At 45.4% G+C, this 16,721-nt stretch carries 15 protein-coding genes; 8 read left to right on the top strand and 7 right to left on the bottom strand.

Annotated elements, in window-relative coordinates:
* Positions 1–80: 80 nt before the first annotated feature.
* Both AB4249_RS06180 and AB4249_RS06175 read left to right on the top strand, forming a co-directional pair.
* Positions 81–377: a YciI family protein gene (locus tag AB4249_RS06180; RefSeq protein ID WP_010437999.1), complete on the top strand. Its 297-nt coding sequence runs from the start codon at positions 81–83 to the stop codon at positions 375–377.
* 1 nt (position 378) lies between these two features.
* Positions 379–774: a GspS/AspS pilotin family protein gene (locus AB4249_RS06175; RefSeq protein ID WP_010437997.1), complete on the top strand. Its 396-nt coding sequence runs from the start codon at positions 379–381 to the stop codon at positions 772–774.
* A gap of 109 nt (positions 775–883) precedes the next feature.
* On the opposite strand, the gene metE is transcribed toward AB4249_RS06175, so the two are convergent.
* A complete protein-coding gene (gene metE, locus AB4249_RS06170) occupies positions 884–3,232 on the bottom strand; it encodes a 5-methyltetrahydropteroyltriglutamate--homocysteine S-methyltransferase (protein WP_372102546.1) in 2,349 nt (782 codons plus the stop codon).
* A 281-nt stretch (positions 3,233–3,513) separates the two neighbouring features.
* On the opposite strand from metE, the gene AB4249_RS06165 reads away from it, so the two are divergent.
* Positions 3,514–4,425, top strand: a complete 912-nt coding sequence (locus AB4249_RS06165) for a LysR substrate-binding domain-containing protein (RefSeq protein WP_010437993.1) — start codon at positions 3,514–3,516, stop codon at positions 4,423–4,425.
* 138 nt (positions 4,426–4,563) lie between these two features.
* Here the strand turns inward: AB4249_RS06165 and AB4249_RS06160 are convergent, their stop codons facing one another.
* Both AB4249_RS06160 and AB4249_RS06155 read right to left on the bottom strand, forming a co-directional pair.
* Positions 4,564–4,764, bottom strand: a complete 201-nt coding sequence (locus AB4249_RS06160) for a DUF4250 domain-containing protein (RefSeq protein ID WP_010437991.1) — start codon at positions 4,762–4,764, stop codon at positions 4,564–4,566.
* Between the two features lie 115 nt (positions 4,765–4,879).
* Positions 4,880–5,560, bottom strand: coding sequence for a hypothetical protein (locus AB4249_RS06155; protein ID WP_029235143.1), 681 nt, complete (start codon positions 5,558–5,560; stop codon positions 4,880–4,882).
* A 330-nt stretch (positions 5,561–5,890) separates the two neighbouring features.
* Between AB4249_RS06155 and AB4249_RS06150 the strand changes: the two genes are divergently transcribed.
* Complete coding sequence (locus AB4249_RS06150) at positions 5,891–8,173, top strand: YgiQ family radical SAM protein (protein WP_372102544.1); 2,283 nt, start codon at positions 5,891–5,893, stop codon at positions 8,171–8,173.
* A gap of 85 nt (positions 8,174–8,258) precedes the next feature.
* On the opposite strand, the gene AB4249_RS06145 is transcribed toward AB4249_RS06150, so the two are convergent.
* The 3 genes from AB4249_RS06145 to AB4249_RS06135 are packed head-to-tail and all read right to left on the bottom strand — an operon-like array spanning position 8,259 to position 11,213.
* Positions 8,259–8,723 (bottom strand): GtrA family protein, encoded by a 465-nt coding sequence (locus AB4249_RS06145; protein WP_017062031.1) that lies wholly within the window; start codon positions 8,721–8,723, stop codon positions 8,259–8,261.
* Positions 8,710–10,197, bottom strand: a complete 1,488-nt coding sequence (locus tag AB4249_RS06140) for a glycosyltransferase family 39 protein (RefSeq protein WP_017063527.1) — start codon at positions 10,195–10,197, stop codon at positions 8,710–8,712. Before AB4249_RS06140 ends, AB4249_RS06145 begins: the two co-directional genes overlap by 14 nt.
* Entirely contained in the window at positions 10,194–11,213 is a 1,020-nt protein-coding gene (locus AB4249_RS06135) for a glycosyltransferase (protein WP_372102542.1), read from the bottom strand. The genes AB4249_RS06140 and AB4249_RS06135 overlap by 4 nt, the downstream gene beginning before the upstream one ends.
* A 125-nt stretch (positions 11,214–11,338) precedes the next feature.
* Between AB4249_RS06135 and AB4249_RS06130 the strand changes: the two genes are divergently transcribed.
* The 4 genes from AB4249_RS06130 (at position 11,339) to AB4249_RS06115 (ending at position 15,320) form a co-directional block, all read left to right on the top strand.
* Positions 11,339–12,016 (top strand): response regulator transcription factor, encoded by a 678-nt coding sequence (locus AB4249_RS06130; protein ID WP_065585153.1) that lies wholly within the window; start codon positions 11,339–11,341, stop codon positions 12,014–12,016.
* Positions 12,013–13,299: a sensor histidine kinase gene (locus AB4249_RS06125; protein ID WP_372102540.1), complete on the top strand. Its 1,287-nt coding sequence runs from the start codon at positions 12,013–12,015 to the stop codon at positions 13,297–13,299. Before AB4249_RS06130 ends, AB4249_RS06125 begins: the two co-directional genes overlap by 4 nt.
* Before the next feature lie 138 nt (positions 13,300–13,437).
* A complete protein-coding gene (locus AB4249_RS06120) occupies positions 13,438–14,367 on the top strand; it encodes a pyridoxal-phosphate dependent enzyme (protein WP_017080949.1) in 930 nt (309 codons plus the stop codon).
* 215 nt (positions 14,368–14,582) lie between these two features.
* Positions 14,583–15,320: a dienelactone hydrolase family protein gene (locus tag AB4249_RS06115; protein WP_372102537.1), complete on the top strand. Its 738-nt coding sequence runs from the start codon at positions 14,583–14,585 to the stop codon at positions 15,318–15,320.
* 80 nt (positions 15,321–15,400) lie between these two features.
* Here the strand turns inward: AB4249_RS06115 and AB4249_RS06110 are convergent, their stop codons facing one another.
* Complete coding sequence (locus tag AB4249_RS06110; RefSeq protein ID WP_372102535.1) at positions 15,401–16,654, bottom strand: D-amino acid dehydrogenase; 1,254 nt, start codon at positions 16,652–16,654, stop codon at positions 15,401–15,403.
* Between the last annotated feature and the right edge of the window lie 67 nt (positions 16,655–16,721).

Below are 16,721 nucleotides of genomic sequence, written 5' to 3'. Positions count from 1 at the left end.
TACCAATTAGTTCGCGTAAATTAGCAAGATAGCGAATTTAAACGCCCCAATTTAGTGAAGTAAAATAAGGATATCTCAATATGTGGTACGTGATTTTTTCTCAAGACGTCGAAAATTCATTAGAAAAGCGCCTAAGTGTTCGCCCACAACATCTAGAACGCCTACAAACACTTCACGATGAAGGCCGACTGTTAACAGCAGGCCCAATGCCAGCCATTGACTCAGATAACCCTGGTGAAGCTGGCTTCACAGGCTCTACTGTAATTGCTGAGTTTAATTCTTTAGAGGACGCACAGGTATGGGCAGACGCAGATCCGTACATTGAGGCAGGTGTCTACCAAAATGTCATTGTAAAACCATTCAAGAAAGTATTTTAACGTGAAAAAATGGATTATTGGCTCTCTGGCTTTAGCTCTGCTCGCAGGCTGTGCTTCAAGTGAGCAAGACCAACAAAGACAGCTTGAAATGATGGCGCAACACCGTGCTGGCGTTTTATCTGCCGGCCTGCCGATTGAGTATGGCCCACTGTCAGTCATGCGTGTACTGGCAAAAAACACCGTTATCGAGATCATGATGATCTACAACCAAGACGCTAAAGGTGCTAAGCCTTTAAACCAAGTCGTAGATATGAGTGTTAACAGCTACTGCACCAACTCTGAAGTTAGAGCAAACCTTGACATGGGCTTGGCTTACAACATTAAGGTTCGCAACACTCGCGGACAACTGATGGTTGAAAAGCTAATCAGCAAAGAGACATGTCAGAGCATTAACTAGATTTGATTTCTAACGTTAAGCTAGTAACAAACAAGAAAGGCCTTGCAGATGCGAGGCCTTTGTTGTGGTTCATCGTGGATTAGCAGGTCAATCAAAATCCTAGACTGAATTATGCCTCGGCTGATCCCCACTCTTTACGCAGTGCTTTAGTTGCCGACACAAGGTTTGTCAGTGCGGCTTCTGTTTCTGCCCAGTTACGAGTCTTTAATCCACAATCTGGGTTCGCCCACAAACGTTCTGCTGGGATTCTTTCTGCCGCTTTCTTAAGTAAATCCACAATCCACTCCTCTGAAGGAATGTTTGGCGAGTGAATGTCATAAACGCCAGGCCCAATCGCATTCGGGTAGTTGAACTCTTCAAACGCTTTCAGCAGTTCCATGTTCGAACGAGAAGTCTCTATGGTAATCACATCGGCGTCTAGCGCAGCGACTGAATCAATGATCTCGTTGAACTCGCTGTAACACATGTGGGTGTGAATCTGAGTTTCTGGTTTAGCACTCGCAGCTGAAATCTTAAAGGCATCCACTGCCCACTCTAAGTATTCTGCATGGTCACGCTTTTTCAATGGCAAACCTTCACGAATGGCAGGCTCATCAATTTGAATAATGTTGATACCTGCGTCTTGCAAATCAGACACCTCATCTCGCAACGCAAACGCCAGTTGATTGGTTATCTCTTTGCGTGAAATATCTTCACGTGGGAATGTCCAACACAAGATAGTAACAGGCCCAGTTAGCATGCCTTTCATCTGCTTTGAAGTCAGAGATTGAGCATAGGTCGACCATTCCACCGTCATTGGTTTTTCACGCTCGATATCCGCAACCACAATCGCAGGTTTCACGCAACGAGAGCCATAACTTTGTACCCAACCAAATTTGGTAGTTTGGAAGCCTGCTAGATTTTCAGCAAAGTACTCCACCATATCATTACGTTCAGCTTCACCATGAACCAGTACATCCAAATCCAGTGCTTCTTGACGTTTAACGGCATCCGCAATATGGCCTTTCAATGCAGTGTTATATTCCGCTTCACTCAGTTTGCCAGTGCGGTAAGCGCTACGTTGAACACGGATCTCGCCTGTCTGTGGGAATGAACCAATGGTTGTGGTTGGTAACAGCGGTAAGCCTAACACCTCAGACTGGTGCGCGGCACGTTCTGCGTATGGAGCAGTGCGCTCTGCTAGCGCTTTAGTTATCGTGTTAATACGAGCTTGAACTTGCGGCTTATTCACATGAGTCGCGCTCTTGCGTGCAACAATCGGCTGGCTGTAGGTTTCACACGCCAAGATAGCATTGTGGTTACCGTCTAGTGCAGCACCCAATATACTCACCTCGGTCACTTTCTGTTTCGCGAAAGCAAACCAACTCTTCACTTCATCGCTGAGTGAATCTTCTAACTCAAGGTCGACTGGACTATGCAAAAGTGAACATGAACTTGCTACCCAAAGTTTGTCTCCTAGCTTCTCTTTCACTGGTTGTAGTAACTCTAGTTGAGCGGCTAAATCAGCTCGCCAAACGTTTCGTCCATTAATCACCCCTGCTGAAAGTACCCAGTGTTCAGGTAACTTACCCACTACTTCATCAAGTTGCTGTGGTGCTGCTGCTAAGTCGATATGTAGGCCATTAACTGGTAGCTCTACTATCTTATCTAAGGTATCAGTCACCGAATCAAAATAAGTAGTGAGCAGCAGTTTTACATCACCTTGAATCACTTGATACGCCAACTTGAATGAATCTGCCCATTGACTCTCAAGCTCAAGCGAAAGAATTGGTTCATCGATTTGAACCCACTCAACCCCCAACTTAGCGAGTTTTGCCAAAATTGCTTGGTAAGCGGTAAGAAGGCGCGGAAGAAGAGATAAACGATCAAAACCCTCCTCCACTTCTTTACCAAGATATAAATAAGATAACGGGCCTAACAAAACTGGCTTCACCTTATGCCCGGATTTTATCGCTTCACTCACTTCGTCAAACAGTTGTGGCCAGCTCACTTCAAAGGAATCGTCTTTGCTGAACTCAGGCACAATGTAATGGTAGTTGGTGTTGAACCACTTAGTCATATCAGAAGCCGCAGAGCTATCTTTAGTGCCGTCACTAGACGTATGCGTACCACCGCAACAAGTCGACTGAACCTGAGATTGACCACGCCCCACACGGAACAAAGTATCTAAATCTGGGAAGGATTTTTCATCTTCAGAACCACCAGTATGGCGCTTTGGTACGTGGCCTAGAAGTAAAGTCGTTGTTAATACATGGTCGTACCATGCGAAGTCACCCGCAGTTGCAAAGCTAAGATTCGCGTCAGCTTGTACATTCCAGTTACGATTTCTTAGTTCGCTACCGAGTTGCTTTAAATCTGATTGGCTAATCTCACCGCGCCAGTATTTTTCTAAAGTGAATTTGAGTTCGCGTTTTTCGCCGATACGTGGGTAGCCTAAAATATGCGTTGTCGTAGTCATGAACCTGTTCCTTATTCAATAATTTTTAGTGTTCGATCAAACTGCCTAGCTTATGGTTTAAGTTCTTTATAAGGCGTCTGGATGGCTAAACTATCTCCCTAATCTGAACGATGAACAACGTCCAAATATTCATCTTGTTTATTAAAAATATTCATCTTGAATAATCTAAAGCTGAAAAAATTAAATCCATCTGGACATCTAGACGTTTACAAATGGAAGAAAACCCCGTAGGGTGATTATTAAGAAATATTGAATTAGCTTAGGGAATATGAGGAAAACTCATGATAGAGCTTAAACACCTTCGAACATTGACTACCTTAAGAGACAGCGGCTCGCTAACAGCGACGGCAACTTCTCTTCACTTGACTCAGTCGGCGCTTTCTCACCAACTGAAAGACCTTGAGGCGCGTATCGGTGGTCAGCTTTTCCTACGTAAAACTAGACCAGTTAAGTTCACCTCTGAAGGTGAGATTTTGCTTAGGCTTGCCGATGAGATACAGCCAAGAATAGCTAAAGCGGAGAACGAACTCGCGAGCCTGAAAGAGGATGTGAATGGTCGTTTGCACATGGCGATTGAATGTCACTCATGCTTCCAATGGTTAATGCCTGCTTTGAAGGAATATCAAGTGGCTTGGCCAAGCGTAACGCTAGATTTCTCGTCAGGCTTTGGGTTTGAGCCGCTACCCGCGCTAATGGCAGGCGAGCTAGATTTGGTGATCACCTCTGATATACAGCCTCGCTCTGAGGTTCACTACGAACCACTCTTTGATTTTGAGATGCGTTTGATCACCGCAATCAACTCACCTTTGGCAGAAAAAGCGAGCATTGAACCGCAAGATCTTAGCGATCTCACCATGCTCACCTACCCTGTTCAAAAACAGCGTTTAGATGTCGTGAAGCACTTTTTACAGCCTGCGGGTGTAGAACCTAAAAAGTGGAAACAAGCGGACAACACGTTAATGCTAGTTCAAATGGTATCAGCAGGTTTGGGAGTAGCGGCTCTACCAAACTGGGCGATCAGTGAATTCTCAAGACAAGGGCTGATTGCCAGCAAGCCATTAGGCAAAGGACTATCAAGAAGACTATTCGCAGCGGTAAGAAACTCTGAGAAAGATAAACGTTACCTGCAAGCTTTCTTTAGCACGGCAAGACAGCAAAGTAAGAGTCACTTAGATGGCATAGAGGTCGTTTAAAGATGATTTATGGCTAAGTTAAGCTCGATCGATTCGTCAGAAACAAAAAAGTCACAGATAATCTGTGACTTTTTTTCTCTCAACACCCACAACACGCGATGCATGTCATTTTCGATAAAAGATGCGCTAATCTTTAGCTTATCTCGAGTAAGACTTAAACTGGTTAGTCAATGGATCGTATTGATAGCCAAGCATATCGAGCTTGCCCACAACACTTTCTGTATCCATTTCATACATGCTGATCAGCTCTTCAAAGCTATCGCATTCTAGGCGAAGTTTTTCATTAACGATTCCTAGCAAAATAATGCTATCGAAACCTTTGACGTTGCTTAAATCCATCTCGTACTCCTTACGAACACACTGACTAGAGTTAAGTTTAGAACGCTTACCAACGTCACGCTAAAAAACAGATCACACTTCTTAACAAGAATACGTAATTAATGAAAGTGCGTGATTAAAGCGCCCAAACTGGCGTTAAACCCACAACGGCCACCAATAACATCAACAACGAAATACTCAGTTGAAGCTTTTCAGGCGTTCTTGCGAACAGTAAATGCCAGCACCACACCACGATTGAGGAGATCAACAAAGCAAAACTAAATAGCAAAGTGGAAATCACAGGTTCTAATTGAGCTTCAGACAAAGAGTAAACACTCACGACGGTCGCCAGTACTACCAACATACCGGTTAGCACGCCCACAACAGGAAGCACTCGATGAAATGCCTGCAACCGTGTCCTTGCAATCGTCAGTAGTAGATGGCCAAACGCTGCTCCTAACAGTACCACTAGCAGCAAAGTAGTAATGATACCAACAGCGGTTGCTTGCTCAGTCGCTTGTATAGCAACATATGACAACGCTAAACCACAGGCCAAGTACATCACCCAGATAGGACCAGAATCGCGAGTCTTCTTGGTTTGAACTTGAGAATAGAAATAAAAGATCGCGAACACGACCAGAAAGGCTTCAATTTTTACTGAAGCGACGGCAAGCCACAGCACGCCAATCGCAGGTAACATCTTGTGGATCCGACCACGCTGCCCCGGACAAATATCCCCTTTCACCAAGATGAGGGTTAAGATCAGTTGGGTTCCTAAAAGCATCGGAGCAAATTGTACTAATAACGTTTCGACCATTGTGGATCCACTTCTTCAGACTTATTTTCGCGAATAATATCAAAAACTGCTGCGAACACTAATCAAAATCACAAATTAGCGACGTTATTCAAGGCTTCAACTATGCTGTTGTATGGCTCTTTTATCGCCATTTACCGTAAAAAGACGAAAGACACCAGAACTAACAGGGGCATGTTCTACTGGCTAGTCTAGGCTCATGCCGCTATAATTCCCGCCTCAAAAATCAGAGGTTGAAATATGTACAGCGATATCACTCCTATTCACGAACACAAAAAATACTGGGCCGAGTGCTACGGAACTGCACCCTTTTTGCCTACCAGTAGAAAGGAGATGGATGCTCTTGGATGGGATAGCTGTGACATTATTATTGTAACTGGTGACGCTTATGTCGATCACCCGAGCTTTGGTATGGCTATCATCGGCCGTCTGCTTGAAGCTCAAGGTTTCCGCGTGGGCATTATTGCTCAACCAAAGTGGGACAATAAAGATGCCTTCATGAAGCTAGGTAAACCTAACCTATTCTTCGGCATCACAGCGGGTAACATGGACTCCATGATCAACCGCTACACCTCTGATCGCAAATTACGTCACGATGATGCTTATACTCCGAACAATGAAGGTGGCAAGCGTCCTGATCGTGCAACTCTGGTTTATTCTCAACGTTGTCGTGAAGCTTACAAAGGCACGCCAATCGTGCTTGGTGGTATTGAAGCGAGCTTACGTCGTGTAGCTCACTACGACTACTGGTCAGATAAAGTTCGCCGCTCTGTATTGTTTGATGCAAAAGCTGACATTCTTCTTTTTGGTAACGCTGAGCGTGCATTGGTTGAAGTAGCACACCGCATTGCCGATGGTGAAGACATGTCTACGCTGACCAATATCCGCGGTACTGCTATCAATCTTCCTGCGGCCCCTGAAGGCTTCAAGATCATTGACTCTTCTCGTATCGAAAAGCCGAACAAAGCGTATGTTCCGGTTAACCCGTACGAAGTTGAAACTCAGTGTGATACCAAGAAAGACGAAAAAGAAGAAGTAAAAGCGCAACCTATTACTATTCGCCCTTCTCGTCACGATGCAAAAACTACAGCGGTTCGTATCCCAGCTTACGAAAAGCTAAACAATGACCGTATTCTTTACGCTCACGCTAGTCGTATCCTGCACCTTGAGACAAACCCGTACTCAGGTCGTGCTCTGATTCAACGTCACGGTGATCGCGAGCTTTGGATTAACCAAGCGCCTATTCCATTGACCACAGAAGAGATGGACTACGTGTTTGGCCTTGCGTACAAGCGTGTTCCGCACCCGATGTACGGCAAAGCGAAAATCCCAGCATACGACATGATCAAAACCTCGGTTAACATCATGCGTGGTTGTTTTGGTGGTTGTTCTTTCTGTTCAATCACAGAGCACGAAGGTCGCATCATTCAGAACCGTTCGAAAGAATCTATCTTGGATGAGATCGAAGACATTAAAGATAAAGTACCGGGCTTCACAGGTACTATTTCTGACTTGGGCGGCCCAACGGCGAACATGTACCGTTTAGGTTGTTCAGATCCAAAAGCTGAAATTAACTGTCGTCGTCCATCATGTGTGTTCCCGAAAATCTGTGAAAAGCTAAACACAGACCATCAACACACTATCGACCTGTACCGCTCTGCGAGAAAAGTACCGGGTGTTAAGAAGATCATGATCGCTTCTGGTGTACGTTACGACTTAGCGATTGAATCTCCAGAATACGTTCGTGAGCTTGTGACTCACCACGTTGGTGGTTACTTGAAGATTGCTCCAGAGCATACTGAAAAAGGCCCACTGGATCTGATGATGAAGCCGGGCATGGGCACTTACGATCGTTTCAAAGAGATGTTCGAGAAGTACAGCGCTGAAGCCGGTAAGAAACAGTACTTAATTCCTTACTTTATCTCTGCTCACCCGGGCACAGAAGATGAAGACATGCTTAACCTAGCAATGTGGCTGAAAAAGCACAACTACGAGTGTGACCAAGTACAGAACTTCTACCCATCGCCAATGTGTAATGCAACGTCGATGTACTACTCAGAGACTAACCCTCTGAAACGCGTGAAATATAAGAAGCGTGAAGATGTTCCTGTGCCGAAAGGTGATCGTCAACGTCGTCTGCATAAAGCACTGCTTCGTTACCACGATCCTGAAAACTGGAAAATCATCCGTGAAGCACTGATCAGCATGGGTAAACAGCACCTAATTGGTGACAAAGCAAACTGCCTAGTACCAGCAGAAGACTTTGATGCACAAACACCGGCACAACGTCGTAAGTCTGGTCGTCACGGTTCACAACGCTTTGCGACTAAGCACAGTAAATCTCAGCCAGGTCTTGGTGGCGAAAGCCCACGTAACCACTCTGGTAAGAAACCGGGTGGCAAGAAGCCTAATGGTAACGGCAACGGTAGCCAAGGTGGCGGTAATGGCAATGCTCGTAAACCAGCGACTGGCTTCATTAAGAAAGGTCCTGGTGGTCAGCAATCACAAGGTAATGGCGGCGGAAATGGCAAACCAAACCGTAACAAAGCGGGCAATGGTCAAGGTGGCAAACCTGCAAGTAACGGCAAGAACCGCCAGCGCGCAGCACAACGCTAATATCGCGAACCGATTGACTTCGCTATCGTAAAAACACAAAGCGCAGCTATTTAGCTGCGCTTTTTTGTGTCTGTTACAAGATAGCCTAACGAGCAAACACCCAATACTGACTAAGCAAATAGTTACTGACCATGCCCACCAAGATGCCAACCGCCATTGCGATAAACACTGCCCCAGTAAATGCAGGCAGCAATTCAGTCATCAACTTAAAGCACAGCAAATTAGGTATCGCCGATATTGATGCAGAGAACATGAACTTTTGCCATTGAATCAGCTTTTCGGACCAATTCCCCTGCCCTTTGAATTCAAAGGTCAACACTCGATTTCCAAACCAGGTTGTCGTTGCTGCAACGATGAAAGAGCCAATTCGAGCACTCATTAACGGCAGCCCAATAACGTAATGCAGCAACGCAAACACGGCACAATCGACAACAAAGCCACCCGACCCCACCATAGCGAATTTAATCATCTTATGATGAGGTTGTAGTTTTTGGTTTAGCACGTCGAACTTGTGGCTAAACAGTCTCGATGACGAGTTAAAATTGAACATCGCCATCACTTCGAATATGGCTCAACGATAGATTTGGTTTGATGTTTTGGCTATGACAACTAAATAGAGCGCGCTTGATCTTCACCGTCGGCTCTAAAATACAGGTCAACGCATTGTCTTTAATCTTGGTTTCCACTTCCGCTCTTTTACCAATCAGATAGAACTTGTCGATACCATCTAACTGTTTAACATCAAGTAGCTTTTTCGCTTGTCCATGACTGTAAAATTGCCCAGAGAACGGTCGTTTACCGATGTAAAAGCTCGGCGCTTCATCCGTGATCTGCTCGAAGATAATACGGTCACTTTTCTCGTTCGCTTTGCCTAGGTTGAGGTAGACCATCGCAATCATTAACAGCACAGGTAGCACCAAAGCCACACTCGAGAACCACTTCTTATCTTTTTCTACCACAAGCGTTGCCACCAGCAAGCCAAGGGCTGGAATACCCGGTAGGACGTAAGCTGGAAGAATATTACCCGCCATAGTGAAAAGAATTAGAGGAGAGACCAACCAACACACAAGGAATGAAAACAACCCACTATGTTCAGCGTTAACTTCTGCGATTTTCTTACGACGGGCGAAAGTCAAAATAGGCAACACAATCGACCACGGCGCAGCCGCTTGAATCCAGAAAATCCAAATCATGCCTCTTGCTTGGTCATGGGCAGAACCGTATAAATCGCCCTCCCAACCACTCACAACAAAACGCTTAAAGTGCTCGCCAACAATAAAGTAATCAATAAAACCCGGTGTTGCCATTTCAGCCATGATGTACCACGGCAAAGCAATCGCTAGCATCACGCCTAAGCCTGACAACAGTGGAAAGCGTTGCCATAACACTTTAAAAGCGCCAAAAAATCCATGTTGCAATACTAACCAAGGGAAAACGGCGATACCCATAATCACAATCGCTACCGGCCCTTTTGCCAGCAAGCCTAGTGCTAAGCCAATGAAACCGACATAGCCCCAAGACCGATTAGTCTTCGCGCTCCCTTCTCCCTTCGAACCCTCTCCTCCTAACCAACATAGGTAGAAACCTAACATGGCTATGGTCATCGCTAACGTTAATGCCATGTCAGTCATAACAGCACCCGCCGCAATAGAGAAAATCCCACATGTCGCCAATACCACGGCCGCCACCAAGGCACTTTGTCCGGTGCGCTTAGCCATGTACGCAACCAACAAAATCGTCGCAAAACCTGCTAACCAGTGTGGCGCACGCACAGCAAACTCACTCAAACCAAACAGCTCAATGCCAATCGCGCTCATCCAGGTAAACATCGGAGGCTTACCCCAGAAAGGGATGCCGTAATCAAATTGAGGGGTTAACCAATTGCCGGTTTCGACCATCAAGCGAGCCATCTCACCGTAGCGCGCTTCCGTAGTGTCCATTAAAGGGTATGTCGCCAGAGATAAGAGCCTTAGAACCAATGCAAAAGCCAACAAATACCATAGGTGCGTTCGGTTCAGGCTCATGCTGACTCCTCTAATTTAAAATGCGTTTTTAATGCAGGGGTATCGACCACCGATTGGATCAGATACAAAGGACGGTTCTTGGTTTCGATGAAAATACGACCTATGTATTCCCCCATTAAACCAATACTCAGAAGTTGAATGCCGCCAAGGGCAAGTTGAACCACCATCATTGACGGGTAGCCCGTAATAGGCTCACCAAACATCATGGTTTTGAGCACGATGAAGACGCCATACACGAAAGCAGTAAGCGCCACTAATCCACCAACGGCCGTCGCAATACGCAGTGGGCGGATAGAAAATGATGTGATGCCATCCATCGCCAATCCGATGAGTTTCAGGTAGTTCCACTTGGTCTCGCCACAGAAGCGAGCGTCGCGCTTAAACTGAATCGTTGCTTGTCTAAAACCTGGCCATGAAAAGATGCCTTTCATGTAACGGTTACGTTCAGGCAGTTGGTTGATATGGTCGACAACCTCTCGGCTTAACAGTCGGAAATCACCGACATTTTCTGGAACATCGATCTTCGCTGCCACGTTCATGACTTTGTAAAAGCTTGCTGCTGAAAACTTCTTAAACCACGTTTCACCATCACGTTGGCTACGCTGCATATTGACGACGTCATAACCTTCGCGCCATTTGGCAATCATTTGAGGAATCAGCTCGGGTGGGTCTTGTAGATCGGCATCGAGCAAGATCACAGCTTGTCCTCGGCAGTGTTCGAGGCCAGCACTCATCGCTGATTCTTTACCAAAGTTACGGCTTAAACCGATCACAGAAATTGAGCTATTGATTGAAGTGAATGAACTCACCAAATCCAAGCTGTTGTCTTTGCTGCCATCATCGACATAAACAATTTCACTGGTGATGGGTAAGCTATCCAGTACCTTGGTTAAGCGAGAATGAAACTCTTCTAACACCTCTTGTTCATCGTAAAACGGCACAATGATCGATAGTGAAACGGCGGGATTGATCCGTGATGTGGAGACTTTAGGTCGGCTAATATGAAGTTCAGACATAATACGTTCTTCTATTTTTTAATCTGAATCCAATCTACCCCCTCATAAGTGAAAGTTATGTTATTGACATATTTTTCACGCTCACTCAGGATAATGTTACCGTCTATTTCTGTATGAGAATCAAAATGAAACGAGTTCTATTAGTCGAAGATAACCGTGAAATCGCAGGTGTCTTGTTTGATTATTTTGAGTGTATTGGCATGGAACTCGATTATGCGGACAACGGCGAACTCGGCCTGCAACTCGCGTTGGAAAACTCATTTGATATCATCATATTGGATCTGATGTTGCCAAGAATGGACGGCCTCACGGTTTGTAATAAACTGCGAGACCAAGGCAACGCGACACCTATTTTGATGTTGACTGCGTTAGATAGCCGCGATGATATGTTAAAAGGGTTTGAGCATGGTGCCGATGACTATCTAACCAAACCTTTTGATTTGGATATTTTGGAAGCCAGAATGAAAGCGCTTGTTCGTCGTTACCGAGGAAAAGTGGCTTCTTCTAAATTGCAGTTTGATGAACTCACCATCGACCAAAAAACGCGTAAAGCGTACCGTCAAGATAAGTTACTCGCACTCAACCCAACCACTTACACCATCCTTGAGATGTTGTGCCAAAAAGCACCAGAAGTGGTTACTCGCGAAGATATTTCCTACAAACTCTGGGAAGAAGACGAACCCAACAATGACGTGTTGCGCAGTCACATCTATCAATTACGTAACCAACTCGACAAGCCGTTTGATACTCAGATGTTGATTACCGTCCCTAAAGTTGGATTCCGTCTGGAGTCATCGAATTGATTTTAAATGTTCTCACGAGCACCAAAACCCTAACCGGCCGCTTAGCGGTTTTCTTTGGGTTAATGGCCGTGATTGTATCGGCCTTTGTCTATTTAGTCTTTGTTGCCGCACTCTACATGTCAGAAGATCGCGTCGGTGAAAGACGCATCCTGATCGACCGTAACTATGCGGTTGGTTTATTCCAAGCAGGGGAAAGCGGTACGTTAAGAATTGATGACCTGACAATCGCCTACAATGATCTTTCATTGATACCTGCCGAATACCTCAAATACATTAAAGGCAAAGAAAGCTTTGTTGGCGAGGTAGGTGAAGAACCTAACTCTCGCATGGTGTATGTTGGTGAGTATTCTGATAAAGGTCAAACCCACCCAATCGTTCTGCTTTCCGAGATCGACCGCGTCGAGTTTGAGATTTACGAACTGGTTTATGCGACCACCTTTGTACTAACATTACTCTCTATTCTAATTTTTAGCTTTGGTGCTCTGCTCTATCGATTATCTAAACGACTGATTGAACCCTTCAATTCTATTTCCGAACAATTGGAATCCAATAAGCTCAACCTCAATGAAGAATTTAGTGTCAATGACGACGCCGCAGTTGAGTTTCGTCAGCTCACAGATCAACTCAATCAGTACCGAAGAGAAATCAATTCCTTACTCAAACGTGAACAAGCCTTTGCTCGCTACTCAAGTCATGAACTAAGAACACCGTTAACGGTCGCTCGTGGCGCAAATAAATTACTGCTAAGAAGCGAAACCACCGAGTTTCAATCTCGCCAGATTGAGCGCATTGATGAAGCCATTGTTCAGATGTCAGAGATGGTCGATGCCCTACTCGGCCTCGTGCGTTACGAAAGAAACAGTGACGATGCGCCACTGCGATTGTTTAGCCAACAAGAGTTAGAGACTATCGTCTCAAAAAACTCAGCACAGGCGGATGAGAAAGACGTCGACATCTCCATGTACGTTCAATCAGAACCCACAATTCAGGCCACCAGCGCGATAATGAATATGTTGGTCGGAAACTTGTTGAGAAATGCCATTGCAGCGACCAATAGTGGCACCGTAACGGTCACTCTGTCCCACGAGAGTGTTGTGATTGAAGACCAAGGAGAAGGCCTCCAAGAACAATACAATCCAAATGGGCATGGGTTAGGTTTATTGATTGTCGAGGACTTATGTCAACGCTTCCAATGGGGCTTTGAATTGGTCAATCGCAGCTGTGGTGGATGTACCGCTAAGATCACCTTTCAAACCGATCTATCCGCATCCACCCCAGAGTAAATGAGTTCATAGTTCGAAGCTCAATATCGAACGAAAACTTGATTTAGTTGGTTTACAGCGGTCCCTAGCTACTAGATACTCGTCAGTCCTATTTGAACTATAAATGCTGGCTCTGAGTCAGCATTTTGTCTAAGTGCGATGAAACTAAATAATAGCCCTGTAACTCAACATCAATACAACGAGCACACCTTTTTCTTAAAGCGTGACGATCAGCTTCACTCCCACTTTTGCGGCAACAAAGCCAGAAAGTTCATGAAGCTACTGGAAGACGATAGCCCAAACACCACCACTCTAATAAGCTATGGTTCCGCTCAGGCTAACTCCTTGTTCTCACTCGCCGCACTTGCGAAAATCAAAGGCTGGACGCTTGAGTTTTACGTCGACCACCTGCCTCAATGGCTACAAGAACGCCCACTCGGCAACTACCGTGGCGCTATCGATCTCGGGGCTAAGGTTATTTCAGTCAAAGAAACAGGCTCTGAGCTTCATCCTCAGGAGTATATTGAGCAAATAAGACAGCCAGATTCTCAGTGCATTGTATTGCCTGAAGGTGGACGCTCTCAGCTTTCTGAATACGGCGTGAAGCAACTGGCGATGGAAATACTCAGCTGGACGCGTTTCGAAAACAAACACGATTTCGTGGTCGCACTACCAGCAGGCACCGGCAGTACGGCTCTGTATCTGCATAAGCATTTAAAAGTGCACAACATCCCGGTGTTAACCTGTGCGTGTGTTGGCGGTAATGACTATTTAACGCAGCAATTCAATGAACTTGGCGAATCCGATCACCCACAGATCTTACCGCTCAAAACCAAGCACCACTTTGGTAAGTTGTATCAACAGGACTATCAAACCTGGTTGGATCTACAAGAACAAACGGATATTGAATTCGACCTACTCTACGACCCATTGATGTGGCAATGCCTAGAGCGATGGCAAGAAGACAACCCAACCAAAACCGTCATCTATATCCATCAAGGTGGCATCTTAGGTAATGAGTCGATGTTGCCGCGCTATCAACGTAAGTATCCAGAGATGAGCATTAGCAAAACCAACGCATCTTGGTAGTTGTTTTCCTTTATTCCCCAGTTTAGCTATTCAAGTTTTGGTAAGCTGAGACATCACAAAACAGCCATCGCACTCACTCTCGATGGCTATTCATCAGCAATAGCCCCCGGCTATCCCTGCCATACATTTCAAGTTAGAAACAGAAATCTGGCGAGAATCATCGCGTTATCTATACTTTCGATTGGAACGTCAATTGTCATCGAAAGGAATCACGCATGCGAACAATCACTACGCTCGGCCTGTTTTCAGTTTTACTGCCCTTCTCTGCGATTTCAGGAGAAAACATCACTTACCAAGTCGATGGTATGGATTACGAAGGTTATTGGAGTGAGGCCAGTAACCAAGCGCCTTTGGTGCTGCTAATTCACGATTGGGATGGCTTAACTGATTACGAAAAGAAACGTTCTGAGATGCTCAACGAACTCGGTTACAACGTGTTCGCCATCGATCTATTTGGTAAAGGCATTCGCCCGACCGAAGTGAAAGATAAAAAGCAACACACAGGCGAACTGTATAAAGACAGAGAAAAAATGCGTACGTTGCTCAACGCTGGTGCCATGGAAGCGAAAAGACTTGGCGGCAACTTAGATAACAACGTAATGATGGGATACTGTTTCGGCGGAGCCGCTGTATTGGAAGCCGCTCGTGCGGGCATTCCTTCGAAGGCTTATGTCACCTTCCATGGCGGTTTATCAACACCAAAAGGTCAAGACTACTCGCAGACAAAGGCTCCGGTTGTCGTGTTCCACGGTACGGCTGATGCCATGATTTCAATGCAAGACTTTGGCAACCTTGCCGCTGAACTTGAAACAACCAAAGTTCCGCATGAAATGATCACCTACAGTGGGGCGCCGCATGCCTTTACCGTATTCGGCTCAAACAACTATCAACAAGAAGCTGACCAAAAATCCTGGGATAGATTTACCCATGTGCTAGAAACCACCACCAGATAACCTTCGACATCCACCCAGAAAAACAACCCTATTCTAAAACTTAAGAATGGGGTTACTTTCACTATCATTACATCATGTTGTTACAAATAACGATGAATACTCAAGTCATCTGTTTTGATATCACTTGAAGAACCACTGACTACGCTTGCCAAGATCTTTCCTGAACCACACGCCATCGTCCAACCTAATGTTCCATGGCCCGTATTGGTAAATAAGTTCTCAATCGGAGTCTTGCCGATAATAGGAGTGCCATCTGGCGTCATTGGCCTTAGCCCAGTCCAGTATTCAGCCTTAGAAAAGTCACCCGCTTGTGGAAAGAGATCTTTGACAACCATATCAATCGTGGCTTTGCGTTTTTCTGGGATTAGGTAGTCAAAACCAGCGAGCTCTGCCGTACCCGCAATACGAATTCGGTCATCAAAACGCGTCATCGCTACTTTGTAGGTTTCATCCATTACAGTCGAGGCCGGTGACTTATCTGCATTCACGATCGGTAGTGTTAGCGAGTACCCTTTCACTGGATAAACAGGAATAGACAGGTCAACTTGCTTCAACAAGTCTCGAGAATAGCTTCCTGAAGCGACCACGTAAGCGTCCGCTTTGAATTCACCTTGAGTCGTAGTAATACTCTCAATGGTTTGATTCTGATAATTGAGCTTGACCACTTCAGTATCAAACACGAACCTAACACCGAGTTGCTTGGCTTTTTCGGTCAAGGTTAAACAGAACTGATGACAATCACCGGTTTCATCATGAGGTAAGTATAAGCCGCCCACCAGCTTGTATTTAACGTCCGCTAAACCCGACTCCACTGACAGACACTGCTCAACATCAAACAACGAATGCTCGATCCCGCTCTCTTGTAGCAACTTCATGTCTTGCTGAATGAAATCCAATTGCTTTTCGCTTCGAAACACTTGTAGCGTCCCTTTCTGCCTACCTTCATAAGCCAATTGCTCACTGGTTCTTAGCTCAGTCAGACAATCTCGGCTGTAGTTTGCGACTCTCAACATCCGCGATTTGTTCTGTGCATATCTAGCTTCGTTACAGTTGGCGAGCATCTTCGTCGCCCAAGAAACTAACTCAGGAGAAAGCGAAGGCTTTACTTTGAGAGGGGCATGTTCTTGGGTTAACCATTTCATCGCTTTCAAAGGGATACCAGGCGCAGCCCATGGTGAAGAATAGCCATAAGAAATTTGCCCTGCATTCGCAAAGCTGGTTTCTTTGCCACTGCAATCTTGACGATCAATAACCGTGACCGAGTGACCTTCTTTTGCCAGATACCAAGCACTGGTCAATCCAATAACACCGCTGCCAATTACAATAACTTCCATTCTCTTCCCCTAATGCCCGACAAAGCCAAAACCAGCCGAACACAACTGTCAGTGTAAAACTCGTTTC

It is taken from the genome of Vibrio sp. 10N.261.55.F4 (genome assembly GCF_041470465.1).
GTDB classification, from domain to species: Bacteria; Pseudomonadota; Gammaproteobacteria; order Enterobacterales; family Vibrionaceae; genus Vibrio; species Vibrio crassostreae_C.
The sequence above is the reverse complement of the archived record's forward strand: the minus strand, read 5'-3'. Positions and strand labels throughout refer to the sequence as shown.

Excerpts from the sequence above, each read along its gene's own strand:
- AB4249_RS06180 (WP_010437999.1), top strand. The coding sequence starts at position 81 with ATGTGGTACGTGATTTTTTCTCAAGACGTCGAAAATTCATTAGAAAAG.
- metE (WP_372102546.1), bottom strand. The coding sequence starts at position 3,232 with ATGACTACGACAACGCATATTTTAGGCTACCCACGTATCGGCGAAAAA.
- AB4249_RS06165 (WP_010437993.1), top strand. The coding sequence starts at position 3,514 with ATGATAGAGCTTAAACACCTTCGAACATTGACTACCTTAAGAGACAGC.
- AB4249_RS06160 (WP_010437991.1), bottom strand. The coding sequence starts at position 4,764 with ATGGATTTAAGCAACGTCAAAGGTTTCGATAGCATTATTTTGCTAGGA.
- AB4249_RS06155 (WP_029235143.1), bottom strand. The coding sequence starts at position 5,560 with ATGGTCGAAACGTTATTAGTACAATTTGCTCCGATGCTTTTAGGAACC.
- AB4249_RS06150 (WP_372102544.1), top strand. The coding sequence starts at position 5,891 with ATGGATGCTCTTGGATGGGATAGCTGTGACATTATTATTGTAACTGGT.
- AB4249_RS06145 (WP_017062031.1), bottom strand. The coding sequence starts at position 8,723 with ATGTTCAATTTTAACTCGTCATCGAGACTGTTTAGCCACAAGTTCGAC.
- AB4249_RS06140 (WP_017063527.1), bottom strand. The coding sequence starts at position 10,197 with ATGAGCCTGAACCGAACGCACCTATGGTATTTGTTGGCTTTTGCATTG.
- AB4249_RS06135 (WP_372102542.1), bottom strand. The coding sequence starts at position 11,213 with ATGTCTGAACTTCATATTAGCCGACCTAAAGTCTCCACATCACGGATC.
- AB4249_RS06130 (WP_065585153.1), top strand. The coding sequence starts at position 11,339 with ATGAAACGAGTTCTATTAGTCGAAGATAACCGTGAAATCGCAGGTGTC.
- AB4249_RS06120 (WP_017080949.1), top strand. The coding sequence starts at position 13,438 with ATGAAACTAAATAATAGCCCTGTAACTCAACATCAATACAACGAGCAC.
- AB4249_RS06115 (WP_372102537.1), top strand. The coding sequence starts at position 14,583 with ATGCGAACAATCACTACGCTCGGCCTGTTTTCAGTTTTACTGCCCTTC.
- AB4249_RS06110 (WP_372102535.1), bottom strand. The coding sequence starts at position 16,654 with ATGGAAGTTATTGTAATTGGCAGCGGTGTTATTGGATTGACCAGTGCT.